This window comes from Paenibacillus sp. EKM10P (genome assembly GCF_011800655.1).
In the GTDB taxonomy this organism is placed as follows: Bacteria; Bacillota; Bacilli; order Paenibacillales; family Paenibacillaceae; genus Paenibacillus; species Paenibacillus polymyxa.
In genome coordinates, this window is sequence record NZ_JAALET010000014.1 from 34,801 (window position 1) to 59,935 (window position 25,135).

The following is a 25,135-nucleotide window of genomic DNA, read 5'->3' on the forward strand; positions in this document are numbered from 1 at the left end:
TCAGGACAGATTCCTTATGCCATTAGGCTTAAAGAACTGTCCCGAGCATTCATTGTACTATAGATTCCATAAGGTTCAAGCTCGTTTTAATATTTGAAACGACTGATCATCACCTTCAAATCAGCAGCCATATTGGAAAGCAATTGAGCAGAGGCTGAAATTTCCTCCATGGAAGCCAATTGCTCTTCTGAGGAGGCGGCCACTTCTTCAGATGTAGCGGCATTACCGGTTGCAATCGTCGCCAGCTCATTGGCTGTCGCTGCAATCTCTTGTACACTGGCTGAGATTTGCTGGGCTATCGAAGCAACCTCCTCTACCTGAGGCGTGGTCTCTCGAATGCCTTCCATCGCATGATTCAGCTTCACAATGGTCGCTTTGGAAATCTGTAGCCCGTCCTTCACCTCAGTCGTAACCCTATCCATCGTCTCCACCGTAGTTTCGGTTTCATGTTGAATTTCGCCAATCAAGTTGGCAATCTGGGTGGCAGAACTCTGAGACTGTTCTGCCAGCTTACGCACCTCATCCGCGACGATGGCAAAGCCTTTACCATGATCACCTGCTCTGGCTGCCTCAATAGCTGCATTCAACGCCAACAGGTTCGTCTGATTGGAGATATCGCCAATGACCTTCGTAATTTCTCCAATTTCATGAGAGCGGGCTTGCAAGGTTTGAATCATCCGGTTGGAACGCTCTACTGACTCGTGAATGGAATTCATCTGCTCGCCTGTCTGCTCTACAGATTTTCGTCCTTCCTCAGCTTGCAAGGCAGATTGTCTGGCCAGATCCGCTACTGAAGTCGAGCGTTCAGCGATTCGAGTGATTCCATGTGCTATTTCATCCAGTGCCACCGAGTTATTTTCCAGCCCCATAGTCTGCTTCTCCGCACCGCTAGCAATTTCTTGCACGGCTTGGGACACCTGCTCGCTTGCAGCGCTGGTTTGTTCCGCGCTTACCGTCAGCTCATTCGAAGAAAGAGCGACGTGATCTGCACTGTTTCCTACATTCTGAATAACAGATCGCAAGTTGTTCTGCATATTCTGAAAAGCTACTCCTAATAGTCCAATTTCGTCTTTGCTCATGACTTGAATGTCCTGTGTCAGATCCCCGGCGCTCACATTTTCCGCCTGTTCTTTAAGTTTTATAATCGGTTTAATGATGGAACGGATCAGGAAATAAACGATGATAGCACCAATCACAAGACAACCAACAATGGTAAGCAAAGTGCTGATCAAAATCGGCTGAGCTGCTTCATCGACTTCAGATAAATAAAGCGTTCCGCCTATCTTCCAGCCTGTCAGCTTATTGGTCGCATAGTTCATATACTTGAGCTGACCTTCATATTCATATTCGTATTCACCAGTATCGCTTTGAAACATACGTGATTCAATATCTGTAATTTTGGTGCCTGCTGTCTTCGTTGGATGAACAATGTAAGTATGGTTGCTATCCAGCAATATGGCATAACCCTCGTGGCCTACTTTAATATTGTTCAATGTATCTTTAATACCACTAATTTTCAGGTCAATGCCAATAACACCCGATCCATCTGTCGTTGCTCTCGACACCGTAACCGTCATCTGCTTTGAATCTGCCGAAAGATAAGGTGAACTAATCGCTGTCTTTGTTGGTCCCTTTATCGCTTCATCATACCAAGGTCTGATACGTGGATCATAATTATCGGGTAATTGCTTTTGTGGATAGGTTGTAATTTTAGCATCTTTCGTACCATAATAGATGGATTCTGCTTCTGGGTGAAGTGCAGCATATTGCTTAAACAACTCTTCCAGTTTAGCTGCTTGTTCCTCCGTCTCGATCCGATTGCCTTTTAGTCTTTCTGCAAAATATTCTGCATCATGTATCTTGGGCTCAATGGCACTATCAATGATAAAATTTGTACGAATTATAGCCTGCTCGGCGCTCTCTTCAATCTGGTTTCGAATCTGCTGACTAGCGCTCACAAACGACAGAGCACCCACGATCATGGATGGTATGATCAAAAATGCAATAAAGGCCACCATTAGCTTTGTTTTGAAATTTTTACTGAGCATCCTCGACACCTTCCGTTTTTTTTCTGAAAACTTCTTCATTACTAAGCATCTCCATTTCATCGCCAGAATTTTGTAACCTATGGTGAACCGCTTCGTCTTATCGATGATGACAGGTCACCTGACAGATTCTCTCTCACGTTTTTTCACATCTCTTGCTGAAATGCTTCGATATAAAAAGATATAAACACGCTAGTTGAATAGGTATATGTACTTATTTTTGAGCGCCACAAGGCTGAACGGAACCGGTTCTTTGATATAATATACCTAAAAATTATTAAATAAAATGCAATGTAGATGTTAAGAAAATGTTAGTTTCCCCACACTATACCTACCTCTTTACATAAAATAATCCCCTTGAAGGTGGCACACATAGGCTCATTGATCGAAATCACCATATGCTACACCCGCAAGGGGATTAAATATGATTTATTCCATTCTATCCAGCAAAACCTTAAAATCGTCGAGATGGGTGACCGGTGCCTGACAAGCAAAATGCTCACACACATATACGGCTGGTTTGCCATTCACAAGATCGTAATCATGGATATAAGGAGCTATTTCTGCAATCTCTGGCTGTCCTTTATCCTTCAAAACAACAACCATATCCGGCCTAAAACCAGCTTGAACCACCTGAACGAACTGAGCAGTCTGCGGATCATCCCTTTGACCCACAATCACAATCTCTTTCGTCTTTCCCGTCGCATACAACAACGCGCTGAGCAGCGCTGAGTAGCCTGAGGGGTAATGAGCAACCATCCCGCCAAAAGCCTTAAACTGCTTGGCTGCATAGTCTTCCAATCGAGTTTCCCCCGTTAGCCGCGCAAGCCGCACAAAATTATGGGCCGCAATGCTGTTACCCGACGGAATCGCACCATCATAAATTTCTTTGGGTCTGGATATCAATTGTTCACTATCTGAACCGGTAAAGAATAATCCGTCCCGTTCTTCATCCCAAAACAGATCAATCATATCCTGATTAAGCGTCAGTGCCCGCCGCAGATACTGTACATCGAAGGTCGCCTGGTACAACTCAATCAAGCCCCACACATAAAAAGCATAATCATCTACATAGCCGGGGTAAGCTGCCTGACCATCCCGGTGCCGTGCCAATAGGCGTCCATCCTCCCGTCTCAAATGGTTCCACAAGAACGTCTCTGCCTTTCGAGCTTGCTCAGTATATCTGGTATCTCCAAAAGCTTGCCCCGCCTTGGCCAAAGCAGCAATCATCAACCCGTTCCACGAGGTCAAAATCTTGTCATCCTTTTGAGGATGAACCCGCTGCTCCCTAGCAGTAAACAGCTTGGCCCGTAGCTCACTGACCCGCTGCTCCAGCTCTGGCTCGGTCAAATCATGCTTGTTCGCATAGGCTTCCAGATTGATATCAATCAGGTTTGGAATATTGTGGCCTTCAAAATTACCGTAAGGTGTGATCCCGTACAAATCGTTGAAAAAAGCGGCATCCTCATCGCCCAGTACAGTCTTAATCTCGGAGTCGCTCCAAACGTAAAATCTACCCTCTTCTCCTTCAGAATCCGCGTCCTCTGCCGAATAAAAGGCACCTCCTGCATCCGTCATGTCTCTTGCAATATATGTAAAAATTTGTTCAGTGATTTGTCGATACAGTCTCTTGCCTGTCACCTGCCAAGCCTCTGTATACGTGATGGCCAACAAAGCGTTGTCATACAGCATTTTTTCAAAATGCGGCACCAACCATTTCTCGTCCACTGAGTACCTTGAGAATCCCATGCCTACATGGTCGTAGATTCCGCCCCGTGACATCGCATCCAGTGTCTTCTCTACCATTTCCAATGCCTTCTGATTCCCCGTATGTTGTGCATATCGCAGCAGAAAAGACAAGTTATGTGAAGAAGGAAACTTCGGTGCTTCTCCGAAGCCACCATATTCATGATCGAAGGTGTGGCTGTATTCATGGAAAGCTTTATTCAAGCACTGCTCATCCAGTTCTCCGCGATAACCTGCAAGCAAATCCTGTCGTTCATGCTCGGTAAGCACCTGCTCACTCAGCTCCATCAGCTCATCCGGCTGTTCTTTCCACCGGATTCCCACCTTACTTAGCAAATCCAAAAGTCCGACACGCCCAAACTTCTGCTCCTTGGGCAAATACGTACCCGCAAAAAAAGGTCTCTGATCCGGCGTCATCAAAATCGTCAGCGGCCAACCCCCATGCCCGGTCATCGTCTCGCAGATGGACATATAGATATGATCCACATCCGGACGTTCCTCTCGATCCACTTTAATGGATATGTAATCCCGGTTTAATACCTCAGCTACCTCTTCATCCTCGAAAGATTCTCTCTCCATTACATGGCACCAATGACAAGTCGAATAGCCAATCGACAAGAAAATAGGCTTGTTATCACGCTTAGCAATTTCAAAAGCTTCATCTGACCAAGGGAACCAGTTTACCGGATTGTAAGCATGTTGCAATAGATACGGTGACTTTTCCTTGGCTAATCTATTCGGTTTGCTGCTCGTTGACATGGGGCATCACCACTTCCGTAGTTGGATTTTATGCTCGGTATTATTTTACCCTAAATGGTTGGTAAAAGTCGGAAGAACAGAAAAAAGATAATGACCTTTTATCGAATCTATCAATTAATTGTTTATTCAGGTCATAAGTAGGTATGAAAAAGCACTGATGGGTATTCTCCAACAGTGCTTTGTTTACTGCAATCGTACCTTATTAGCCTTTAGCATTATACTCATTAGCGTTTATATCAAATATGTTCAGAGCTTTCAGTAAGGCGTATTCACTTGTTCTGGTCCCTTCTTTTGAAAAATGCGCATCTGGAAAAGCGGGGGACATATGATGGTACCCGGGATAAACATGTAATTCCACTAAGACACCATCAAAGACCAGTTGTTTAGCAAAAAATAAGGCTTCATCAATGAATAAATCAATGGTACCTATATTTATATAAGTCGGTGGTAACCCGGCCAATGACTTTGCACGGGCTGGCACATAATACTCACTTACCTCCTCAGAACCCGGTTCAATCCCCAATACAGATTTCCAGCCAAAATAATTACTTTGTTTTGTCCAAATAAACTCTCCTGCGTATGGATGCTCCGGTGCGATACTTGTGCGGTCATCTAGCATTGGCCTCATTAATCTTAGATGATGGATTTCGAATTCCTTCTGATCGCGAATGTACAAAGCTAAGCCAGCCGCCAAACCACCACCAGCGCTACTGCCCCCGACGGCAACTTTCTGAGTATCTATCTCTAACTCTTCCGCATGTTCAATACACCATTTTAGGCCCGAATAACAATCCTGTAACTGACTTGGCTGTACATGCTCTGGCGCTAGGCGATAGTACACAGATACACAACAGAAACCATGTTCTGCAGCAAGAGCTGCATTAGCAGGACGATCCACGACTGGACTTCCTAAGACCATTCCGCCTCCGTGTATAGAATAATATAGAGGCAACTTATTATGCTTTGATTGTTTAGGCTTAATGATTTCTATTTGAATATCTGGACCACTAAAATAACTTGGCACAATCTTTTTTTCTAATGTAACAGGGAACATCTGCGTTACATCTAATGGTTGCATCATTTGAGATTGGTTTTTACGTGCTTCCATTAGTGTAGATTTGGTAAGATCGGTTGTTGGTATTAAATCAACTGCACTGATAATTTCTGGATCAATCAGATGTCTACTTCTACTTTTTTGTTCCCCCATGGTAGTCGTTTCCCCACTTTCTTGTTTCAATGACAATAAATCAATACATGTTTCCTTTCATTTATTCAGAATCGGCACCGTTCCAAATCCGCTGTTGCTGTCGTTTATATTCATATTTTAAAGATTAAAATAAGCTTTATAAATGAAAACAACGAGTTAGAATCATTTTTGACATAAAAACAATAATGAAAAAATGAGGTGCAATCCAATCTTTTGCCAAACAAAAAAACGTGACCGGATTGGTTTTTCACCGCGATCATCCAGTCACGCCCTAATCTCACCATGTTATGAGCCAAAACTAAATTTATTGACGCGAGTATAGCACCACGCCACTTTGCAAATAGGTGTTTTTTATGTCCACTTCATGGGGTATCGATCGATATTCGCTGGCGTATCCCCCTACTTTTTATGTGAATACACAATTTTTTTAATGGTTTCGGTAGAGAGAAAAAACTCCTTAGCTAATTGCTCAATACTGCTACGATTTTGAAAAGCATTTCTGATCGCGGCATTTCGCTGTTCAAGCAACCTTCTCCCGCCACTCAAACTGCCCCAATCCATATATTCCGTTTTTGGCTTAGGAATATACAGAGTCTCCCCTTGAACATATTTTTGAATTTCCATAATTAGTTTTTGAGGTAAAACTTTTGTAGCATTCGTATATCTCAATTTTGCTCGCTCCTTATTTTGATTTTTTAAAATAAGGTGCAAAGCCAAAAATATTAAAAAAGCTTGTTCAGCGTTAAAAAATTGTTTCGCCCCATACAAAGTAACGCTTTCTCAATAATTGGCTTTGCATGAGTGTAAGAAGTCACAGACAATCCCAATAGATTCTCCATCAGTAGGCACCCCCTTTTACTTCGCAAGTATAGCATAACTCTGCTCACCTGATCTTCATCCATTTACGAGGTGCTGTCGGGACGCTTTTTTTGCTCGACTCTTGTTATTCGTAAGCCGATGTTTTATATTGACATAAGAGTAGGTCAAAAACAAAAGAGGTGAACGGACGAGATGTCTCCACGAACGAAGGAACAAAACGAAGAGATCCGGCTGCGGCGACTGGCACAAATCCGGAAAGCCGCTGCCGATGTGTTTTTGAATAAAGGGCCTTTACTGGAAATCCGCGATGTGGCCGTGCAGGCGGGACTCGGCTATGGCACGGTATACCATTATTACGGCAATAAGGGTGATCTGCTCCACGATCTGCTATGGGACGCGTTGGAGCGGTCCGGGGGATGGTTGGAGGCCCCGCGTGCTTCGGCTTCGGGGCAGGCGCCGGCGCGCGGGCATTTCGGCTTGGCTGTGGCGGCAGATATCGGGAACACGTCTGCCGCGGATTCCCAAAGCAAAAGCCGCGAAACGGCCGCTACCGCAGAGCTTGGCCCCGTCGCCGCCGCTGGCGTCCGGCTACTGCAGCTTTGGGCGGAGGACCACGCCCTGTACCTGCTGCATAAGCTGGCCGGTGAGGGCTTTGCCTCGCTGCCTGAAGCGCGCTCGGCCCCACTCTCGGCCGCTTTTCGCCGGGAGGTGCTCGCGCCGCTTGCCGCTTTGCTGGAGACTGGGCGTGCGGTGGACGAGGTTGCCGCTTCCGGCGAAAATACGGCAGAGTCGCCGTATCGGCTACACCACGCGGAAATGCTGCTGGCCGCCTTGGTCGGCTGCGCCTCGCTTTCGCTTCGTCGCGGAAAGCTGCACGAGGAGGCCAGGGATATCGCCCGGTTTTTAAAATTATAGAATGGATAAGGAGCGAATCATCAAAGATGATCATCTTAAAATCACCTAGAGAAATCGAAGAAATGAAACCGGCAAGCCAGATCGTTGCGGGCTGCTACCGAGAGGTGGTCAAACTGATCGAGCCTGGGATTACCACTCGGGAAATCAATGACTTTGTTGCCAGACACATCACCAAGCTAGGCGGCAAGCAGTTTACGAAAGGGTACAACGGTTTCCCCGCCGAAACCTGCATTTCGGTCAACGATGTGGTCGCCCACGGCATTCCTTCGAACCAGGTGCTTATGGACGGCGACTTGCTGAAGCTCGACATCGTCGTGGAATACGGCGGATGGTTCGGCGATTCGTGCTGGTGCTATGCGGTGGGCAATATCCGGCCGGAGGCGCAAAAATTAATGAAGGTGACAAAGGAATGCTTGGATTTAGGGATTGCCCGTGCACTCCCCGGGGGCCGGCTCGGCGACATAACGTCGGCGATTCAACAGCATGCGGAAGCAAACGGGTTTTCGGTCGTACGCGATTTGCTCGCGCACGGGATCGGACGGAGCCTGCACGAGGAGCCGAGCTACGAGCATATCGGCATCGCGGGTAAAGGCATTCGGTTAAAGGAAGGCATGGTGTTTACCATTGAACCGATGATCAACGAAGGTACATTTCGTATTACGATCGACGACGATCAATGGACGGCGAGAACGGCCGACGGCAAGTTGTCGGCACAATATGAGCATACGATCGCAGTTACACAGGACGGCCCACTGATTTTAACGGCCCAGTAAGAATAAAGACAAACAGTCGGGAATGCGTCATTTTAGGAATAAGTCGCCAAACCGGCCTGCTTGGTCCGGCGAAAGTTCGTAATCCGAAACGTGAAAAAGCGCTGGTCCTAGGCTGGAACCAGCGCCTTTTTACATGGTTTGTATCTTTACCGATTTACGAAAAACCATATTGTTATGCGGTTTTTTATTATGACTTTGGTATCATGTTACGGATTTACACTCTCTCTTGGCTAGCCTATCTTGCATGTATGTTTTTCATTGCATATCTTGCTATTGGCTGAGCAATCAATAGCTCAATCCAAAATGCTACACCAAAATTTCTAAACCAGCTGTGAAAGAAGTTCTGGAAAGGTTCTAGGCTTATTTGTTTCGTACCAACCAAGTTCCTATAATTGTGGTAGGCTACACGAGTCATGCTAATAATAGTAAAGTATAATCAAGCATAAAACTCATAAAGGAGTATATGAACAGTTGAGCAATTTTCTGAGTGAATTTGAGGAAAGATTTAGAGCAGGATTTTTGGAAGATCTCAAAAGCATACTGGAAGAAGTGAAGGATGAAAAAGTTTACGCTTGCGCGTTTGGCACAGACAGCGATTTTGTCACCTTATTTCTAGCTGTTAATACGGAGGAATCACTTGTTAGACATATCACAAACATGAAAGCCCAAGACCTGTGCAACAGCAAGGAAGATGAAATTTATTACAGATGGGGATTAAGCGAATATCAATATGGCGATACAACACACCTCAATCATATTAGCAAATTTCTGTATGCAACCGACAATGTGTTGGACTATAAAGATGAAATGATAAAAATTATGGCCAAGGTAGTTAAAGAAACCGACGATGTACTTTTTACTCAATTCGGCCAATCCAAAGAAGATATTATTTTTTTCGTGTCCATGACAGATGATGATATGGCCGAGGAACTGGAAGATCAGTCTGTAATTCAGATGACAAATGCCAAATTAGTTGATGGCTTCTTGCATCGTTATCAATAATACTAAATCATTCTCTTTCACATGGTTTAACTTTTTTCCAATCTCAAACACTCACTTACCAGCTACTTATTTGTAACCTTTTGAAGATAAATACGGCGCTGGAAGGTACGTTAAATGGGAAGCAGCGAGATAAACTCCTTGCTTCCCATATGCTTATTTTGCGGTTAAATGTTCTTTCAACCACTGTCTATAAAACTGTAGTTGCTCTTTGGTGTGAAAATAATGCTTTCCACGTTCCATCACTTTTAGCTGGCAATGAAATCGGCTTGCAAACGTAGATATGACGTCATATTCACACAAGTCATCTTCAGAGCCATAAAGTATGGCAGTTGGCTTATTCCATGTATCAATTGGATGCGATTTAACATAGCAGTAATAATCCCAATAAAGTGTTCGCCCAATGGGTGTAGATATTTCTTTTTCAACTTTTAATCTATCCTCACTTACACTGAACCATGTCATCATATTTTTGATTATTCTATCCATATCTAGCACCGGAGAAAGAAACAGACATTGTCTAAGTGGGAAATGATTATAAGCAAGCAAACTAAAATACGCACCCATGCTACAAGCGAAAGCACTAATGTCATACCATTGTCACCACCCCACAAAATTGCCGGGATGCCCTCGATTTTCAATTTTTGCTTTATCATTACTTTATCCTCGCTTAAAACAGCTTGTTGTTGTCTTCCTTATCATAATATTCTTTGTGATTCTATCCTATGATACTACGATGATAAGAAAACTACGCCGCCATCATACTTATGGTATCGAAATTCGCTTGTTTTGCTGAGATGTGACTCCAGAGCAACTTATTATTGACGATACTGATCATAACTTCTGGTTCTATTACATCCTGGTAGGAAAGCATAACCAAAGTTGCAATATCTCCCATCTGATATGCAGCCGTTAATGCCCTTAGAAAAGTTTTCGATTTTTCACTTTCTGGTAAGGATAATTCGCCTTTTAAGAGTTCCTCCTGAACTGCTCCTAGCGATTTTCGTGCCCGATGAAGTGCAACTTTTATCGCTCCCTCCGTTGTTTCAAGCATGTCGGATGTCTCACGAATCGAATATCCAAACACATCTCGCAGCAGGAAGACAGTTCTCTGAAGCGGTGATAGATGATTCATTAAGGACTGCAACGCTATCTCAATTTCATAAGTTCCATGATCCGGTTCAGTCACTTTCGCTTGTTCCCTATTCAATATCCGAGTGAAGACTGCTTTTCTCCGTATCTCATCAATCCAGGTGTTTTTAGCAATCCGCAGCAGAAGCGCTTTGGGATTGGTATGTTCGAAATTGTTTAACTTTCCTAATGCTTTTACCCAAGTATTCTGAGCCAATTCTTCCGCATCCCAATTTGATTTCGTAAGTGACAGACAGTAACGCTTCAGGACCGCCTGTAATTCGTCAAAGTTGTGGATGTTCACTGAATTGTCTGTCATCTGTATAGAATCATCTATGTTCATAGGCCTTCTCCTCTACGGTCATATTCTGCCCTCTGCTAAAGCAAAGCCATTTGCTACCTTCATTGTAAACGAACAAGGGGTTATAGAAGTTACACCATAACGCAAATCATTTTTCCCATTAAAACTCCGTATCTTTTTACGGTCTCGGTTCGTTTACAAGAAGAAATCAACTGAACCAAGAAAATGGGGGTATGAAAAATGAGTGTTTATGTTCCTTATGTTGTGGAGCAAACTGCTCAAGGTGAAAGATCGTACGATATCTATTCCAGATTGTTAAAGGATCGTATTGTGTTTGTAGGGGCAGCCATCGACGATCAATTGGCTAACAGTATTATTGCTCAATTGTTGTTCCTGGCGGCAGAAGATCCGGAAAAAGATATTTACATGTATATCAACAGCCCAGGTGGCTCTACTTCCGCAGGATTTGCCATTTATGATACGATGCAGTACATCAAGCCCGAGGTGCATACGATATGTACGGGATTTGCTGCTTCGTTTGGCGCGATCCTCTTGCTGGCTGGCACCAAAGGGAAACGTTCGGCACTACCGAATAGTGAAATTATGATCCATCAGCCGCACGGCGGCGCACAAGGGCAGGCCAGCGATATTGCGATCAGCGCCAAAAGAATTTTATTAACTCGTGAAAAGGCAACCCATGTCACAGCTGAACGGACTGGGCAACCTTTGGAAAAAGTCGAGAAAGACATGGACCGGGATTTTTTCATGTCTGCTCAGGAAGCACTGGAGTATGGCATCATCGATCAAGTGATAACTTCTTTGTAGAGTATGCACAAGACTTAATGATCCCCTGCTCTGGCCAAGAAACTACAAGAAAAATACGAGGTGATTTCATGTTAGCAAGTTTGCAAGGCAAGGAAGTAACTATTCATTTCATTGACGGAACATGTGCAAGCGACGGGGTATTGGACCAGATTGACGACAAGTATGTTAAATACCTTACGCAATATCAGACGCTTGTTATTCCAATTACGTCCATTCGCACCGTGACCATCGATATTAAAGAAAGACAACCTTACAGAGTTGGATTCGCCCCATAAATCTACCATAGTATCACAGGTAATCGCCGATCCCACAAGTTTAAGCCATCCTTCCATAGTTTGTGGAATCGGCAAGCCGCATGGGTGAAATTTCATTTTACGGAGGCATGGTATTATGGAAATCTCAAAGGGAGTGGAAATACTTCAACTAGATTTTCATGGGAACAGGATTCATCCCATTCTGTTGTGGGATCGAGAAATGGCAGTGTTAGTAGATACAGGATTTCCAGGACAAATTGAAGATTTACGTTCGGCTATGGAAAAGGTAGGCGTGTCGTTTGGCAAGCTAAAAGCTGTGATTTTGACACATCAGGATGTGGATCATATAGGTTGTCTTCCTGAGATTTTGCAGGAGTATGGCAACAATATTAAAGTATATGCGCACGAACTGGATAGGCCGTATATTCAAGGGGAACTCCCTCTTTTAAAAGAGGGACACCTTGAGAATCCTCCAAAGGGCCAAGTGGATGTTACCTTAATAGATGGTCAGGAGCTGCCGTTTTGCGTAACAGTTCGAGTCATCCATACTCCTGGGCATACCCCTGGTCATATCAGCCTTTATTTGAAGCAAAGTAAGATTCTCATTGCTGGTGATTCGATGTACAGCGAAAACGGGATTCTCAGAGGAATTCATGCTCCTACCACACCTAATATAAGTGAAGCTCGTCTCTCATTGAAAAAGTACTTGGATCTCGACATTGCATCGGTGGTTTGTTATCACGGGGGATTAAGTAATACTAATGTTAATGAGCAGATATTAGGACTTAGCAAAGGATTATAAAATTTACTCTTAGTTACGATATTAAAACCGGATTCCCTTGTAGACCGAAAGGGTCCGGTTTTTCCGTTACGTGAGATGCCTCCATGTAGCGACTAGCGCAAAAATTCAATAAGAATTAATGATTGCTGCTTCCGTTGGCGGTGAACAATACTATTAAGCAAATTTATATGGTTTCATTCTTTCTAGATCTTTCATAATACAATAAATTGATTAACCCTCGAGACTGTAAATATAAGACCCCACTTTAACAAGATCGGAAGATACTGATTTTCCAATGCATATGCCAATATTTTTCTTCTCAGCTATTGAAGTTGAAATTTGAACCGAGCTAACGCTTAACTCAATCAGGCGAGGTTCTGGAACTCGGGTGTGGTACAGGATTGACAACCATTCACTTATCAAAATAGGGATACATATAACAGGTACTGATATTTCTTCATCAATGCTTGAATATGCGCGGGTTAAAGCTCAAGGTTTGCCTGTGGATTTTATTGAAGCAGGTGCTCGTACATTCGATCCGAAAAGCGTTTTTCCATGATATATTCGACAGAAAATGCATTCCAGGCATTTTTGAGCGATGAGGGTCAACGAGCCTCACTCGAAACCGCCTACAAGCACCTAGAGCCAAATGGGTTGTTTGTTTTTGAAACCCGAACCCCCTTGAAAGTATATTTATCCAATCAAGAGGAAAGCATCTGGGGAAATTTTATCGATAAGGATGGAATTAAAGTCAAGGTTTCTGGGACACAGTTGTATGATTCAAGTAACCAGATCATGCACTGGGCGACGTTTCGTGATTGGGGATCGAAGAAAACAACTTCTCGAATTGCATGTCGCTTTACTGATAATGACACGCTTCAGCGTTTATTAACGAGCCCCGACTTTTGTATCGAAAATCAATATTCGGACTGGGATAAAACACCGTTCACACCTTTATCTCCTTCTATCATTAGTGTTTGTCGAAAAAAACATTGAGCCCAGAATGAATAATCCCGGGACGTTCATCCCAAGTGTTCGCCGACTGCGCGTATGCACCAATATTTCCTAATATCAAAAACTTATTTCTCCTCAGCGTTCGAGGTGAAATAAGTTTTGAACTGAGTACATTTATCTAGATGAACAGGAGACTTACCACTCGACTTCTTCAAACAGACGGAAAAGCATCTTTTTTTCGAATTCATCTAAAATTTCAAAACCAGTTATCTCATCTTCTTTTTCTCCAAGTTTTATCATAGTAGCGATTGCTAAGTCTCCCACCTTATAGGTACCTAAAAGCTTATCTTGAGGTTCCCTTTTTAAAGACAATTCATTTAATTTTTTTAATATTTCCTCTGCACGAATGCCTTCTTTTCCGATATGTGTCATTGCATGATATAAAACTATGGGGTTTTTTTCTTCTAGCAAATTTTCTAACTCATCTATTGAACATTTTCCTTCTTCTAATTTTTTTACTATATTCATTTTATTCCTCCTGAATTATTTTAAATGACTTGTTAGTAATTTTCTTTCTTGAATATAATTTTCAAATAACATATTTGCAATATCATTACGTCCCAAATCTTCGGCAATTTTTATTTCTCTCATATATGCATTTAATTCCATTTTCACACGATTTATTGTTTGAAAATGGTAACTCATTCCGGGGAATCCATGCTTTGAATCGTCCAGGTAATGAGTATACTCATGAATTAATGCTCCTATAGAAGCGTCTTCATCTATTATTAGTTGGCCGGGCCCACCTTTGCTAGGGGAATAAGCCATTGTGTTGCCTTTATATATAACTTCTACTCCCTCTGAATGTAATTCGTCAATAATTTTATTCCATTCTTGTGGATGTGACTCTCTTCCGGGTCCAATAACTTCTTTTAAAGGATCATCGGGATTTTTTCTAAATTCTTCACCAATATCTCTATAAAACTCTCTTCCAAGAGCAGGGTGCTGTTCACTATCTTTTAAGATATTGCTCGTACTTTTAGCGCCTTCATACTTAACGGATCCCTCCAAAAGATTTTTGGGCTTAATCAGTGCTTTGGTCGACGTAGAACCTATCATCAATCCTGCTGTACCAATCATATTAGCCCAGTGTTCCTTTGACCACGCATTGGTAGGATTGAATGCACCCTGAATCATGCCTGTTACTCCAAATGTACCGAAATTGAGCATGTCATTCCATGAATCGTTTTGTTTGGCTGCTCGTTCCATGTACCCTTGATACATTCCTTTTGGAATACCGTACGTCATATAATCCATGAAGCTCCAGAATGAATCAAATTTTTTCTCATATCGTTCTGAATTAGCTACTACAAAATCCTGGCCAAGCTCTGCTAAGCTATCCGCCGATTTTTGGAAAGCATTTCGAGTATCTGGAGCAGGAACAGAACATGAATTAGGTGGAGGTGGTAAACAACTGGCGTCAATATTACCTGTTTCCAATAAATCAGTTAATCTAAACTTATCTGCATGATGGCGCAATTCTTTTGCAACAGAATCTGTAAGTGTAACAAATTCATTCATATTCTTCTGGGATGTTTGAAATCTGTAATAGAATTGCTCTTTCGTTATGCCCTCCCAGAATCGTTCCATAAACGAGATATGCTGCGATAACTTACTATTCATCTGCATCACCGTTTGCAGCGCAAGCTCAAACTTCTTAGAGACAGCTATAAGTTGTTCGGGTGTCACTTTAATGGTTGTCATAATGTACCTCATTTTGAGTTCGTTAGGACATAATACCATTATTCTAATTTATGGAAAACCTGCTTCATTCCTAATTGTTATAAGAATCAGAAGACTTATTCCCTATGACCTCTGACTTATATTTATTCAAATACTTCTCTTTTGCTGTCCATTCCTAAAATACATCTTACTTAAGTTATATGATTCACCTTATAAAAATAAGCCGATACATTGAAAGCTCGATCTCTTAGTTTCGGTAGTTTATCCCATCATATCCCATCAATTATTTCAATTATCGTCAAAGCCCCTGCTTTGTACCCTGAAATATAATCTGAGGCAGATAATATAGAAATCAGTACATCATTTAAATTGGATAGTTCTTCGATTAATTCGTAATCTTGTTCCGACAATTTTGCTTTTAATGCTTTCATAGAAGCGGATATTTTCTGATGGACTAGCTCAAGCTCAGGGTTTTTAGGTTTGGTTCGTTCGCTTGGGTACCTTTTCCATAGTATAAATCCTCCAAGATACTCATATATTCATCTTCTTCTCCCTTTTAATAAGATTTTGTGTAAATTCCAGAATCGTAGATGCATTTTGTTCCCTGAAAATAGAATATCCCATTGTAATGTCAATGATGATGATTTAGCGAATATATCACTAGAAACCATTAAAAAGCCCTACCCCGTAGGATAGAGCTCTACTTTTCTAATGACAACTTTGACAAAGTTGCATTTTCTACTCTAATTTATCTGATCTAATTGTTCGGGTGATTAAACTAATTTGGCATCGAAGTGTGTTTTGAAATTGAATCGATAATTAAATCCCAGTCGTCATAGTGAATCTCATGTCCGGCACCTTCCAATGCCAGTAAAAACGCACCCGGAATTTCGTTAGCAAGATGTATTCCGTGTTCATAAGGGATAATCGGATCTTCAGTACCGTGTATAACCAGTGTAGGAACGTTTATTTCCCCTGTCCTAGCCAAATAGGATTCTCCACCTGACAGCATTGCGTGATTATTCATACTAGCCATATTATTGCTTCTTTTCCATTCTTCTTTTGCCAATTGATAAACCTTATTCTCATCGAAGGAATGCTTTGAACCTACTAGAATTCTTGATCTACCCACCACAAAATCAACCACCGATTGTTCGTTCGTCCAATCTATTGCTTCCATATTCGAGAAATAGTCCATAACCTTTTCCTCCATCGGTGGAAGATCGGGAGCAAAATTGGACGTGGCTAAAAGAGTCACCGTTAATACTCTGTCTGGATGTCGTAGAGCTATCATCTGAGTCAGCATTCCGCCCATAGACATCCCTACGATATGCGCTTGTTCAATCTTATAAGCATCCAAAACTCGAATCGCATCATCTGCCATGTCTTCAAAAGTATAGTCTGGTTGACCCGGTTCATAAGTTGTAGAACGTCCGACATCTCGGTTATCGTAACGAACGACAAAACGACCTGTATCAGCTAAACGCTGGCAGAATTCTTCCTCCCACCAGATCAGTGAGGATTGAGCGCCCATAATCAGTAATATTGCTGGGTGAACTCGCTCGCCGAAACTCTCACTACAGATTTCTATTCCATCGCTTTTTATAAGTAGTTCATTCATGTAGAATTCCTCCCTTCAATGATATATAACAAAAAAACACCGAATATTACCTTCATCACTTATCCTTATTAAGTACTTCCAGTGCCTCTGCCTTAGACAAACAGGAATAACCGATCTACTCGGTCGCTAGTTTAAGATATTTTGTTGCAAGAAATTTAGAAAATCTCTTTGCATAGAGCCAAGCGGAAGAATTTTTCTCATTATACTGAACCTCCAATGCTGCCCATTGATGTTAAATGACCATATTACAGAAGACAGGAGTCCAGAATAATATTTTTGCTCTTGTAAATCAGCTACTTCAAATTCAACTTTTTGTACTACTTTAGTGGAAAATAAATTGAGGAAAAGCATAATAATCCGATCATTATTTAGAAGTAATATAGCTCGACTTGTATAAGCCGAAAAGCTTTGTGGAGTTGAATAGCAGATAAGCATGTCAGATTCTCTATAAGGTTCTGCTAGCTTATCGATCAATTTTTTTGTAATGAATAGCATGATCAAATCCCTCTCTATCTGGATGTTTAAATGAATTGACAGTAAAGAATATCCGTCAAAAATATTATACTACACAAGCAAACTATTCCAAAAAAAGATAGTCATCTGTAGCCTGTTTGATTAATTGGATGAATTGAAATTTGGATAAATTAAACTCTTTACATAGTATTATTGCAGGTATTGTATCCTCCACCGTTAAAGATGTTATTAATCTTAACGAAATGAATAAATCATGGATTATTGTGGTATTATTTCGGATTATTGTTAATACTACGAATCTGAGGAGGGTAATAATGAAGTTACATACCAAATTTTCAAGACAATTATGCCGGAATATCGAGCTCATTTGTGACTTCATGGGAAACAGTTCGGATTTTGTTGTTCGTGAAATCACAGCTGGCCATAAACACGCCGCTCTTTTTTATTTGGACGGCATGACTGACATGCAAAAGGTACAGGACAACGTGATCCGCCCGTTGCATGATCGTGTCTCCTCTGATGAGATTACTTTACCGTTATTGAAAAACGCAATTTTGGACATTGGTGAAGCAAGCTTCACTCAAAACTTTGAAGATGCCTTGGAACAGATTCTCTCGGGTGGTCTTCTCCTACTACTGGACGATATGGATGAAGGTCTGGTCATTTCTTTGCCTGGATGGGAAGAACGCAGCATTTCGGACTCGAAGACACAGCCAGTGGTCAGAGGTCCGCAAGAAGCGTTTACAGAAACTTTACGTACGAATACGACTATGGTTCGTCGAAGGGTGAAGGATACAAGAGTACGTCTTACTGCGGTAAAAGTTGGCGAAAAAACTAAGACCGATATATCTGTCATGTATTTACATGGAGTCGCTGACCCAAAAAAGGTGCAGGACATGATATCCAAGTTAAAGAACATGCAAGTAGAAGGTGTGCTTGAAAGCGAATATTTGGAAGAATGTCTCCATGAAGATAAGCAATTCACGATATTTCCACTCTTTTATAATTCTGATCGCCCAGACTCCATTGCAGCAGGAATCATGGAGGGGAAAATTGCAATATTTGTGGATGGATCTCCCTTCGCCATCCTTGCACCTGCGGTGTTTGCAGATTTCCTCCAATCCGCAGAAGATTATTATCAGTCCTATGTTTACGGTAGTATCATTCGAATATTAAGGTACATCTGCCTAACAATCTGTATGTTGGCTCCGGCCATTTATGTCGCATTAACGACATTCCATCAGGATATGATTCCAACAGTTTTATTATTAAGCTTATCTGCGCAACGTGAAGGAGTTCCATTCCCAGCATTTATTGAGGCGATGATCATGGAAGTGGTTTTTGAAATTCTGAGGGAGGCAGGTCTCCGTATGCCACGGACGGTCGGTCAAGCCGTTTCTATTGTCGGGTCCATCGTGATTGGCCAGGCAGCTGTAGAAGCAAACATCGTTTCGGCTGTTATGGTCATTGTTGTTGCAATAACTGCCATTTCGAGCTTTGTCATTCCCTCGTACACCTTTGCTATTCCAATTCGGATATTACGTTTCGCTTTCATAGGCATAGCCGCTATGTTTGGTGTGTACGGATTGACTGTTGGTATTCTCATGCTCTTTGTGCATCTAAATGGGCTCCATTCATTCGGTGTACCGTATTTGAGTCCCTTTGCCAATTACAAATCGTCGGAGCAGAGGGACGCCATATTGCGTTTTCCATATAAAACTAAAAAACAACGCAAAAACTAAAGGAGTAGACCATCATGAACTCGTACCGATCCACCATTTTATTAATGTTTATGTGCATCTGGCTAATGGTGTTTCTTACGGGTTGCTGGAACAGTAAGGAATTGAGCGCAATTTCCGTCGTGATGGCTCTGGGCATTGACGCAGTTGATGACCAATATGAAGTCAGTTTACAAGTGGTTGACCCATCGAAAATGTCTCAGAATTCCCCCATGGAACGGACGCCAACGATCGTTTTTTCCAAACGCGCCGATACCATATTTGAAGCTATTCGAAAATTAACAACAGAATCGTCCCGAAAAATGTATATGTCTCACTTAAAATTTGTCATTTTTGATGAAAAAACAGCGAAAAAAGGAATCAAGGAGCCGCTGGACTTTCTATTCCGTGACCATGAAGTTCGGCCTGATTTCTATTTGGCCGTTGTCAGAGAAAACTCAGCAAAGGAGGCCGTTACTTTTGTAGCTCCAACCGAGGTCTTGCCTGCAATGGATATGTATAAGGCATTAAAGAACTCTGAAAAAGCATGGGCTCCAACTTCCGCAGTCAATGTAAAAGATCTTTTGCAGAAATTTACGAAGGATGGCATTGAACCAGTTCTCACCGGTATTCGACTGACAAACCTAGAAAAAGGTCTAACTATTGATAATGTGACAAAGTCGCCCCAACATGTTAAATATTTTTTCACTGGAATTGGTGTTTTCAAGGGCGATCGACTTATCGATTGGATGGATGATTCGCAAAGTAAAGCCTTTACCTATATATCCAACCGTGTTTCCAGTACCGTAGCTTCCATCAATTGTCCGAATTCCAAAGGAAAATTTGTTGTTGAAGTAATCCGTTCCAAAGTAAAAATACGCCCGGAAATAATAGACCATGAGCCACGCATTTCTCTTATTGTGGATACAGAATCCAATATCGGAACGGTCTCGTGCAATGCCAACCTTAAGAATGAAGAGACATTTAGAAATCTTCAAGAAACAGCTAAGGAGCATCTGGAACAGTCTTTGAAGGGAGGCATTCGAAACGCACAACAAATGGGTTCCGATATATTCGGATTTGGAGAAGCTTTTCACCGCAAGTTCCCGCATGAATGGCATAGATGGAAAGAGGATTGGCCACAAAAATTCCAAACTCTTAAAGTGGATATTCAGCTCAATTATCGTTTAGTTCGGTTCGGAGACATTACCAGTCCAATTGATATGGGAATACACAATCAGGAGTGAGTACATATGCTTTATGTTATTCTCGTAACTTCCATTTTAGCATCGTTGTATGAGTTTAAAAAATTTAAAGAGAAACAATACGTACGTGAAATTGTATTCAGCTCAATATTGTTGATTATAGGCGTCATATTGATTATCCTACGGATCGTCAGCATTAAACTGCCGACTCCACTGACGGGCATTCAAATCCTATTTCAACCGATAAGCCGGTTACTTACAGAAATGTTATCTTAAGGGGGTATTGGGATGAATTCCAACTTGACCGTTCGACAAGCTATTATGTGGTTTGCATTATATCAAATAGGAAGCGCATATCTGGTACTCCCAGCGGCAATTACCGCTACCGCAAAACAAGATGCCTGGCTCTCCATCCCAGTCTCCTTAGGGTTTCATCTGTTATTGATACCTTTATATGCCTCCATCGCTAGGCAAATACAGGGAAAATCTTTCGTAGAGCATCTCCGTTGCCTCTTCGGTCCTTTTTTGGGCGGGACAATCAGCATCGTTTTCATTTTTTTCTTTCCCTTTCTTGTGTTCATTATGACGCTTCGAAATCTGGGCGACTTTATCACGATAGCTATTATGCCTGAAACTCCCCCCGACGCGATATATTTCATCATGCTAATAGTCATTTATTTCGCCGTTCGATCAGGCCCTGCTGTAATTGGCCGTTGTGCGGAAATCCTGTTTTTTTTCCTTCTTGTTCTGTATCTTTTGGTCAGGATTACCCTTCTTCCTGAGAGCAACATAGATAATGTGCTCCCTATTTTTGAGTATGGTTTAAACCCTATCGTTCTCGCTTCGTTCAATTTGTTTGCCTTTCCCTATCTTGAGGCATTTCTGTATCTTTTTTTCGCACAGTACATCCCTGATCCAAAAAAGTGGAGAAAGACAGTGATAACATGTGCTTTGATTAGCGGCGGCATGTATTTTTTCATGGTTCTACAAATAATCGCAGTGATGAGTGAAGGTGTTGTATCTAATTTGACGTTTCCTACTTTTTTTATTAACCGAACAATCAGTAGCGGAGAGTTTCTTCAACGGTTTGAAATTTTTGTTGCCGTGTTTTGGTTTGTCACCATTTTTTTCCGACTCGCACTGCTTTTATATGTGTCAGCGCAAGGGCTTGCAAATGCTTTTCGCCTGCGGAGCGCTAACTCTCTCTTAATTCCTCTGATCCTAATTGCAATGGCAATGGTTCGTTCTATCTGGCCAAACATGCAGTTTATAACCATGTTTTTTTCAGTATGGCCTTTTTACGCCATGATTTTCGGTATTGTGTTTCCTATTGTGTTATGGCTGATGGGCAAGGTAGGCGGCTCGTTGAAATTACGTAAAAAGTATCACTAAAGTTGCGTTGGCTGTATAAACATACGGTCCTCAAATAAACTTTTGTTGTACTCATTATTGCAATTTAGCAAGAAGTAGCTCCAGTTCCTCCTTCTCAAGATGTCTCCATTGCCCACGTTCCAGATGATCCAAGGTAATATTCATAATTCGAACACGTTCCAGCTTTAGCACCCTGTAGCCCAAAGCCTTGCACATTCTACGAATTTGCAGATTCAATCCCTGTGTCAAAATAATACGAAACTCGTATTCGCTTATATGTTCAACCTTACACGGTTTGGTAATGACGTTCAATATTTCAACGCCGCGAGACATGGTCTGTGTAAATTCATCTGTAACAGGCTTGTCTACCCTCACCACGTATTCCTTCTCATGACCATGCTCGGAACGCATCATTTGGTTGACAATGCTTCCATCGTTGGTTAATAAAATGAGTCCCTCTGACGCCTTATCCAGTCTGCCAATGGCAAAAATACGTGAAGGATAATTGATATAACGAATAATATTGCCCTCCACTTGCTCCGCTGCCGTACATACAATGCCGATAGGCTTATTTAATGCCAAATATACGGGTTTACTACGGTTAACTGGGATAGTTTCCCCATCAATTAACACGATGTCCTGTGGCTCTACTTCCGCACCCGCTTCACATACGCTACCATTAATTGTAATCCGCCCTGCTGCAATCAGCCTGTTCGTTTCCCGACGTGAGCAGAATCCTGTCTCACTAATGTACTTGTTAATTCGCATGATTCACTTCCTTTACATTGTAGTATCAGATTTATAGATAACTATAGAGAGTAAATCTGTATTGTTTTATTAAAAAAACATCTGATTACATATGCATAATCAGATGTTCGACTTTGAAAACAACCCTATACATGCTCGGCTTACTTACTTCTGCCGCCTCGATTCCCATTTGGCTTGGCAGCAGCGCCTTTTGCAGCTCCGGTCGCTGTATTTCCCGGCGCACTTGCAGCAACGCTTTTCCGCCTTACTGGCTTCGCTGTTTTGTTCCAGCGTGTCCAGCCTTTACTTCCCGTACCTCTGCCGGTTCCGCCACCCTTACTTTTTCCACCCATATTATAATCACTCCATGACTAGTCGTTCAGATTTAACTAAGCTATCATACCATTACTTTGAACATAATGCCTGTTTGTTTTGAAAACAGAAGCAATGAATTGAAAATATTTATGTATATCAGTCCTGATCTACTATAAATCTGCGATAAGTAGCTTTACCGTTTGTTATAGTTGTATTTTTTTGGATTTTTAGATTTTAACTTCGCAAAAATTAGGTGTCAAAAAAAGGACAGCATAATCATGTGAAAGCTCACACATGTTAGTCTCTGGGCGAAAAAAATGTTTACTTAAATTCCTTTAAAGGATAATTTTATCCGAAGAAAGAGGGGTGTTAAATGAGTACTGATGTAAAGCTATATGTGGCTCGCCACGGTATTGGAACTGGTAACGAGCCAGATGCTCCACTCAGTTCAGATGGCTTTAATCAGGCGGAACAGTTAGCTGATTTTCTGTCCCAAATGGAAGATTTACATGTAGACCGTTTCATTTCAAGTCCATATACGCGAGCCTGGCAGACTGCGGAAATCATCGAAGAAAGATTAAAAATCAAACTTGGTCCACCTGGAAACCGCCTTAGAGAGCAAGGAGTAAGAGGCGTTACCGAAGAGGAATCAGATGAAATGGTTATCGCCCGAGTCACTTCCCTAACGGAAGAATTGCTGAAAAGCGATCAACACACCTTTCTGTTAGTCACTCATCGCTTGATCCTAACACTTCTGTTGCATCACTATGCTCCAGATTTTGTTCTGGAGGAGATAACAAATCCGGATCTCTATCTTTTAACGTTTCGTGATGGAAAGTGCCAGGTAAAGCGTTTGTGGAATACGATGCAGCCTGTTGTAGTTTAATTCAAAAAAACTGGGAGGTAAACTAATTATGCAAGGAATGCTGGAAAGAAATCGCATCACTACTGTTACCAAACCGGATGTATCCAACATGTCTCTTTGTATCGAAAATGTGAAGAAGGCTGTGCTCTCCAATCTTCAGGGACCGTCAGATCCTACAGACTATCATCAACTGATGGGAAGACTCCACGCGGCCAAAGCCAAGCTGCCTAAAATATATCAAGAAACGGTTGCAAGTCCGTTTATTAAAGAACTGGACGAGCTCGGGCAACAAGGCTTCACTGAAATTTTAATTCAGGACCCAAGCAGAACTAGAGCTGCCGGACTCATGCTGGATATTGCTCAGAGCATTTTGCAAAATGGAGAAGGCTACAGTGTCCTCGCGACCGATGCTTTTCAGGAAATTGTGAGCGACCTGTATGACGGTTTTCTTAGCGCAGAAGATCGCCAAGGAATAAAAGAACCAGATCTCAGTATCATTCCAGCTCTTGTAAAATGGGGAGCGCCGGAAAATGGCCCATACACATGGCCCGCTGACGCCACAGCCGCATTTAAAGTGCAAGCAGCTATAGTTAGCCTTCCTCCTGCACATGCGACAAACGGTCTAATGGCTTGGTCCAGCATCCCACATGAAGTATGTGGTCATGATATTTTGCATGCTGATCTGGGTCTACTTCAAGAGTTGGCCAATGTCGTCAGAAACAGATTAAACAGCGAAAATATTGGACAAGAGCTACCGGACTACTAGGCTTCTCGCATTGATGAAACCGCGTCTGATGTATTGGGTATCCTAAATTTGGGACCAGCAGCTGCCATTGGTTTAGTCGGTTATTTTCGGGGTATGAATGCCGCGTTTTCCGGCAGGGCTCAACTTCGAAATGAGGGACCTGCCCGTGATCCACACGCCTCAGATATTTTACGGGGATACTTGGGTGCCTACGCCACTGCACTGTTGGAATTTGACCAAGCTGGAGCATGGGCGGAAATCATTGAATCGGAAACCGACAAGGATTTGTCCAATATTAAACTTAACGGCAGAGCTATCGACGCTAACACAGCAAAACGTTCTGCACGTATTGTGGCAGAATCCATTATGAAGACTAAACTTGTAAGCCTCGAAAACCACAGTCTGGATGAAATCCAGAACTGGAGAAACGAGGATGAGAGCGTCGCCGCACATTTACGAACCTTGCTGCAAACTACAGGTTCGCTTACTGACGAGCACCGTTCCGGCTTCTACGCTGCGCATGTGGTAGCTGCTGCTATCACCGAGGGTCTTTCTCGCGAAGCGGATCTGCAAGTTATATTTAATCGGATGATATCGCTGTTAAAGCTGATGCACGACACCAATCCTGCTTGGGGACCACTTTTCGTACAGCATCCCGGCGACATTTCACGTCATCTGCTCTATCATCCAGCCTCTCCAAACTTGATTTCCATCTAGACAATCCATAATCATAACCCGCAAAAAGTTTGTTTAAGGGCAAGCATCCTTTTTGCGGGTTACTTTCCTTTAAAAGACGCTCCCCCTTAACGGCTACGTGTTAGC

Annotated in this window: 26 protein-coding genes and 1 pseudogene; 14 read left to right on the forward strand and 13 right to left on the reverse strand. The window is 42.3% G+C overall.

The window, feature by feature from the left end; translation table 11 throughout:
• Positions 1-86: 86 nt before the first annotated feature.
• The 4 genes from HFE01_RS22650 to HFE01_RS22665 form a co-directional block, all read right to left on the reverse strand.
• Positions 87-2,087: a methyl-accepting chemotaxis protein gene (locus HFE01_RS22650; RefSeq protein ID WP_107735045.1), complete on the reverse strand. Its 2,001-nt coding sequence runs from the start codon at positions 2,085-2,087 to the stop codon at positions 87-89.
• 387 nt (positions 2,088-2,474) lie between these two features.
• On the reverse strand, positions 2,475-4,550 hold the full coding sequence (locus tag HFE01_RS22655; protein ID WP_107735044.1) for a thioredoxin domain-containing protein: 2,076 nt from the start codon (positions 4,548-4,550) through the stop codon (positions 2,475-2,477).
• 202 nt (positions 4,551-4,752) lie between these two features.
• Positions 4,753-5,757, reverse strand: a complete 1,005-nt coding sequence (locus HFE01_RS22660) for an alpha/beta hydrolase (RefSeq protein ID WP_107735043.1) — start codon at positions 5,755-5,757, stop codon at positions 4,753-4,755.
• A gap of 399 nt (positions 5,758-6,156) precedes the next feature.
• Positions 6,157-6,426 carry a CD3324 family protein gene (locus HFE01_RS22665; RefSeq protein WP_025364821.1) on the reverse strand — a complete coding sequence of 90 codons (270 nt, stop codon included), beginning with the start codon at positions 6,424-6,426 and terminating at the stop codon, positions 6,157-6,159.
• A 342-nt stretch (positions 6,427-6,768) separates the two neighbouring features.
• Between HFE01_RS22665 and HFE01_RS22670 the strand changes: the two genes are divergently transcribed.
• The 3 genes from HFE01_RS22670 (at position 6,769) to HFE01_RS22680 (ending at position 9,266) form a co-directional block, all read left to right on the forward strand.
• Positions 6,769-7,491, forward strand: a complete 723-nt coding sequence (locus tag HFE01_RS22670) for a TetR/AcrR family transcriptional regulator (RefSeq protein ID WP_039277256.1) — start codon at positions 6,769-6,771, stop codon at positions 7,489-7,491.
• A gap of 26 nt (positions 7,492-7,517) precedes the next feature.
• Positions 7,518-8,264, forward strand: a complete 747-nt coding sequence (gene map / locus HFE01_RS22675) for a type I methionyl aminopeptidase (protein WP_167438689.1) — start codon at positions 7,518-7,520, stop codon at positions 8,262-8,264.
• Between the two features lie 471 nt (positions 8,265-8,735).
• Positions 8,736-9,266 carry a DUF4303 domain-containing protein gene (locus HFE01_RS22680; protein WP_031463491.1) on the forward strand — a complete coding sequence of 177 codons (531 nt, stop codon included), beginning with the start codon at positions 8,736-8,738 and terminating at the stop codon, positions 9,264-9,266.
• 153 nt (positions 9,267-9,419) lie between these two features.
• On the opposite strand, the pseudogene HFE01_RS22685 reads toward HFE01_RS22680, so the two are convergent.
• A pseudogene (locus HFE01_RS22685) lies at positions 9,420-9,863 on the reverse strand (alpha/beta hydrolase); the annotation flags it as partial.
• 148 nt (positions 9,864-10,011) lie between these two features.
• The gene (locus HFE01_RS22690) at positions 10,012-10,737 is read right to left on the reverse strand and encodes an RNA polymerase sigma factor (RefSeq protein ID WP_044786520.1); all 726 of its coding nucleotides are present in this window, start codon (positions 10,735-10,737) and stop codon (positions 10,012-10,014) included.
• Positions 10,738-10,935: 198 nt separating this feature from the next.
• Between HFE01_RS22690 and clpP the strand changes: the two genes are divergently transcribed.
• From clpP to HFE01_RS22710, 4 genes are all read left to right on the forward strand, one after another.
• Positions 10,936-11,520 (forward strand): ATP-dependent Clp endopeptidase proteolytic subunit ClpP, encoded by a 585-nt coding sequence (gene clpP / locus HFE01_RS22695; protein WP_044786522.1) that lies wholly within the window; start codon positions 10,936-10,938, stop codon positions 11,518-11,520.
• Positions 11,521-11,588: 68 nt separating this feature from the next.
• The gene (locus HFE01_RS22700) at positions 11,589-11,795 is read left to right on the forward strand and encodes a hypothetical protein (RefSeq protein WP_044786524.1); all 207 of its coding nucleotides are present in this window, start codon (positions 11,589-11,591) and stop codon (positions 11,793-11,795) included.
• A 115-nt stretch (positions 11,796-11,910) separates the two neighbouring features.
• Positions 11,911-12,576, forward strand: a complete 666-nt coding sequence (locus tag HFE01_RS22705; protein WP_044786525.1) for an MBL fold metallo-hydrolase — start codon at positions 11,911-11,913, stop codon at positions 12,574-12,576.
• Between the two features lie 534 nt (positions 12,577-13,110).
• Positions 13,111-13,551, forward strand: coding sequence for a hypothetical protein (locus HFE01_RS22710; RefSeq protein ID WP_044786526.1), 441 nt, complete (start codon positions 13,111-13,113; stop codon positions 13,549-13,551).
• A gap of 153 nt (positions 13,552-13,704) precedes the next feature.
• On the opposite strand, the gene HFE01_RS22715 is transcribed toward HFE01_RS22710, so the two are convergent.
• From HFE01_RS22715 to HFE01_RS22740, 5 genes are all read right to left on the reverse strand, one after another.
• Complete coding sequence (locus tag HFE01_RS22715) at positions 13,705-14,037, reverse strand: hypothetical protein (RefSeq protein WP_017428546.1); 333 nt, start codon at positions 14,035-14,037, stop codon at positions 13,705-13,707.
• A gap of 15 nt (positions 14,038-14,052) precedes the next feature.
• The gene (locus HFE01_RS27420) at positions 14,053-15,273 is read right to left on the reverse strand and encodes a WXG100 family type VII secretion target (RefSeq protein ID WP_243208239.1); all 1,221 of its coding nucleotides are present in this window, start codon (positions 15,271-15,273) and stop codon (positions 14,053-14,055) included.
• A 248-nt stretch (positions 15,274-15,521) separates the two neighbouring features.
• Positions 15,522-15,791: a DUF6809 family protein gene (locus HFE01_RS27715; protein ID WP_323744158.1), complete on the reverse strand. Its 270-nt coding sequence runs from the start codon at positions 15,789-15,791 to the stop codon at positions 15,522-15,524.
• A gap of 239 nt (positions 15,792-16,030) precedes the next feature.
• Positions 16,031-16,873: an alpha/beta fold macrolide esterase gene (gene mle / locus HFE01_RS22735; protein WP_025364815.1), complete on the reverse strand. Its 843-nt coding sequence runs from the start codon at positions 16,871-16,873 to the stop codon at positions 16,031-16,033.
• A 126-nt stretch (positions 16,874-16,999) separates the two neighbouring features.
• Positions 17,000-17,368: a hypothetical protein gene (locus HFE01_RS22740; RefSeq protein ID WP_044786529.1), complete on the reverse strand. Its 369-nt coding sequence runs from the start codon at positions 17,366-17,368 to the stop codon at positions 17,000-17,002.
• Between the two features lie 293 nt (positions 17,369-17,661).
• Here HFE01_RS22740 and HFE01_RS22745 point away from each other — a divergent pair, with 293 nt between their 5' ends.
• From HFE01_RS22745 to HFE01_RS22760, 4 genes are read left to right on the forward strand one after another with little or no spacing between them, the layout of a single operon-like run.
• Complete coding sequence (locus HFE01_RS22745; protein ID WP_044786531.1) at positions 17,662-19,089, forward strand: spore germination protein; 1,428 nt, start codon at positions 17,662-17,664, stop codon at positions 19,087-19,089.
• A 44-nt stretch (positions 19,090-19,133) separates the two neighbouring features.
• The gene (locus HFE01_RS22750) at positions 19,134-20,312 is read left to right on the forward strand and encodes a Ger(x)C family spore germination protein (RefSeq protein ID WP_260631843.1); all 1,179 of its coding nucleotides are present in this window, start codon (positions 19,134-19,136) and stop codon (positions 20,310-20,312) included.
• 6 nt (positions 20,313-20,318) lie between these two features.
• Positions 20,319-20,546 carry a hypothetical protein gene (locus HFE01_RS22755; RefSeq protein ID WP_016819002.1) on the forward strand — a complete coding sequence of 76 codons (228 nt, stop codon included), beginning with the start codon at positions 20,319-20,321 and terminating at the stop codon, positions 20,544-20,546.
• 12 nt (positions 20,547-20,558) lie between these two features.
• Positions 20,559-21,662: a GerAB/ArcD/ProY family transporter gene (locus HFE01_RS22760; RefSeq protein WP_044786533.1), complete on the forward strand. Its 1,104-nt coding sequence runs from the start codon at positions 20,559-20,561 to the stop codon at positions 21,660-21,662.
• Positions 21,663-21,716: 54 nt separating this feature from the next.
• Here the strand turns inward: HFE01_RS22760 and HFE01_RS22765 are convergent, their stop codons facing one another.
• Positions 21,717-22,409, reverse strand: a complete 693-nt coding sequence (locus HFE01_RS22765) for a pseudouridine synthase (protein WP_031463481.1) — start codon at positions 22,407-22,409, stop codon at positions 21,717-21,719.
• Positions 22,410-22,549: 140 nt separating this feature from the next.
• On the reverse strand, positions 22,550-22,741 hold the full coding sequence (locus tag HFE01_RS22770; RefSeq protein ID WP_044786534.1) for a DUF3934 family protein: 192 nt from the start codon (positions 22,739-22,741) through the stop codon (positions 22,550-22,552).
• 335 nt (positions 22,742-23,076) lie between these two features.
• Between HFE01_RS22770 and HFE01_RS22775 the strand changes: the two genes are divergently transcribed.
• The 3 genes from HFE01_RS22775 (at position 23,077) to HFE01_RS27435 (ending at position 25,030) form a co-directional block, all read left to right on the forward strand.
• Positions 23,077-23,589 carry a histidine phosphatase family protein gene (locus HFE01_RS22775; protein ID WP_044786536.1) on the forward strand — a complete coding sequence of 171 codons (513 nt, stop codon included), beginning with the start codon at positions 23,077-23,079 and terminating at the stop codon, positions 23,587-23,589.
• Positions 23,590-23,617: 28 nt separating this feature from the next.
• Complete coding sequence (locus HFE01_RS27430; protein WP_226888699.1) at positions 23,618-24,334, forward strand: hypothetical protein; 717 nt, start codon at positions 23,618-23,620, stop codon at positions 24,332-24,334.
• Positions 24,335-24,427: 93 nt separating this feature from the next.
• Positions 24,428-25,030, forward strand: a complete 603-nt coding sequence (locus HFE01_RS27435) for a hypothetical protein (protein ID WP_243208241.1) — start codon at positions 24,428-24,430, stop codon at positions 25,028-25,030.
• The last annotated feature ends 105 nt before the right edge of the window (positions 25,031-25,135 follow it).

Excerpts from the sequence above, each read along its gene's own strand:
- HFE01_RS22650 (WP_107735045.1), bottom strand. The coding sequence starts at position 2,087 with ATGAAGAAGTTTTCAGAAAAAAAACGGAAGGTGTCGAGGATGCTCAGT.
- HFE01_RS22655 (WP_107735044.1), bottom strand. The coding sequence starts at position 4,550 with ATGTCAACGAGCAGCAAACCGAATAGATTAGCCAAGGAAAAGTCACCG.
- HFE01_RS22660 (WP_107735043.1), bottom strand. The coding sequence starts at position 5,757 with ATGGGGGAACAAAAAAGTAGAAGTAGACATCTGATTGATCCAGAAATT.
- HFE01_RS22670 (WP_039277256.1), top strand. The coding sequence starts at position 6,769 with ATGTCTCCACGAACGAAGGAACAAAACGAAGAGATCCGGCTGCGGCGA.
- map (WP_167438689.1), top strand. The coding sequence starts at position 7,518 with ATGATCATCTTAAAATCACCTAGAGAAATCGAAGAAATGAAACCGGCA.
- HFE01_RS22690 (WP_044786520.1), bottom strand. The coding sequence starts at position 10,737 with ATGAACATAGATGATTCTATACAGATGACAGACAATTCAGTGAACATC.
- clpP (WP_044786522.1), top strand. The coding sequence starts at position 10,936 with ATGAGTGTTTATGTTCCTTATGTTGTGGAGCAAACTGCTCAAGGTGAA.
- HFE01_RS22700 (WP_044786524.1), top strand. The coding sequence starts at position 11,589 with ATGTTAGCAAGTTTGCAAGGCAAGGAAGTAACTATTCATTTCATTGAC.
- HFE01_RS22705 (WP_044786525.1), top strand. The coding sequence starts at position 11,911 with ATGGAAATCTCAAAGGGAGTGGAAATACTTCAACTAGATTTTCATGGG.
- HFE01_RS22710 (WP_044786526.1), top strand. The coding sequence starts at position 13,111 with ATGATATATTCGACAGAAAATGCATTCCAGGCATTTTTGAGCGATGAG.
- HFE01_RS22715 (WP_017428546.1), bottom strand. The coding sequence starts at position 14,037 with ATGAATATAGTAAAAAAATTAGAAGAAGGAAAATGTTCAATAGATGAG.
- HFE01_RS27420 (WP_243208239.1), bottom strand. The coding sequence starts at position 15,273 with ATGACAACCATTAAAGTGACACCCGAACAACTTATAGCTGTCTCTAAG.
- mle (WP_025364815.1), bottom strand. The coding sequence starts at position 16,873 with ATGAATGAACTACTTATAAAAAGCGATGGAATAGAAATCTGTAGTGAG.
- HFE01_RS22740 (WP_044786529.1), bottom strand. The coding sequence starts at position 17,368 with ATGCTATTCATTACAAAAAAATTGATCGATAAGCTAGCAGAACCTTAT.
- HFE01_RS22745 (WP_044786531.1), top strand. The coding sequence starts at position 17,662 with ATGAAGTTACATACCAAATTTTCAAGACAATTATGCCGGAATATCGAG.
- HFE01_RS22750 (WP_260631843.1), top strand. The coding sequence starts at position 19,134 with ATGTTTATGTGCATCTGGCTAATGGTGTTTCTTACGGGTTGCTGGAAC.
- HFE01_RS22755 (WP_016819002.1), top strand. The coding sequence starts at position 20,319 with ATGCTTTATGTTATTCTCGTAACTTCCATTTTAGCATCGTTGTATGAG.
- HFE01_RS22760 (WP_044786533.1), top strand. The coding sequence starts at position 20,559 with ATGAATTCCAACTTGACCGTTCGACAAGCTATTATGTGGTTTGCATTA.
- HFE01_RS22765 (WP_031463481.1), bottom strand. The coding sequence starts at position 22,409 with ATGCGAATTAACAAGTACATTAGTGAGACAGGATTCTGCTCACGTCGG.
- HFE01_RS22770 (WP_044786534.1), bottom strand. The coding sequence starts at position 22,741 with ATGGGTGGAAAAAGTAAGGGTGGCGGAACCGGCAGAGGTACGGGAAGT.
- HFE01_RS22775 (WP_044786536.1), top strand. The coding sequence starts at position 23,077 with ATGAGTACTGATGTAAAGCTATATGTGGCTCGCCACGGTATTGGAACT.
- HFE01_RS27430 (WP_226888699.1), top strand. The coding sequence starts at position 23,618 with ATGCAAGGAATGCTGGAAAGAAATCGCATCACTACTGTTACCAAACCG.
- HFE01_RS27435 (WP_243208241.1), top strand. The coding sequence starts at position 24,428 with ATGAATGCCGCGTTTTCCGGCAGGGCTCAACTTCGAAATGAGGGACCT.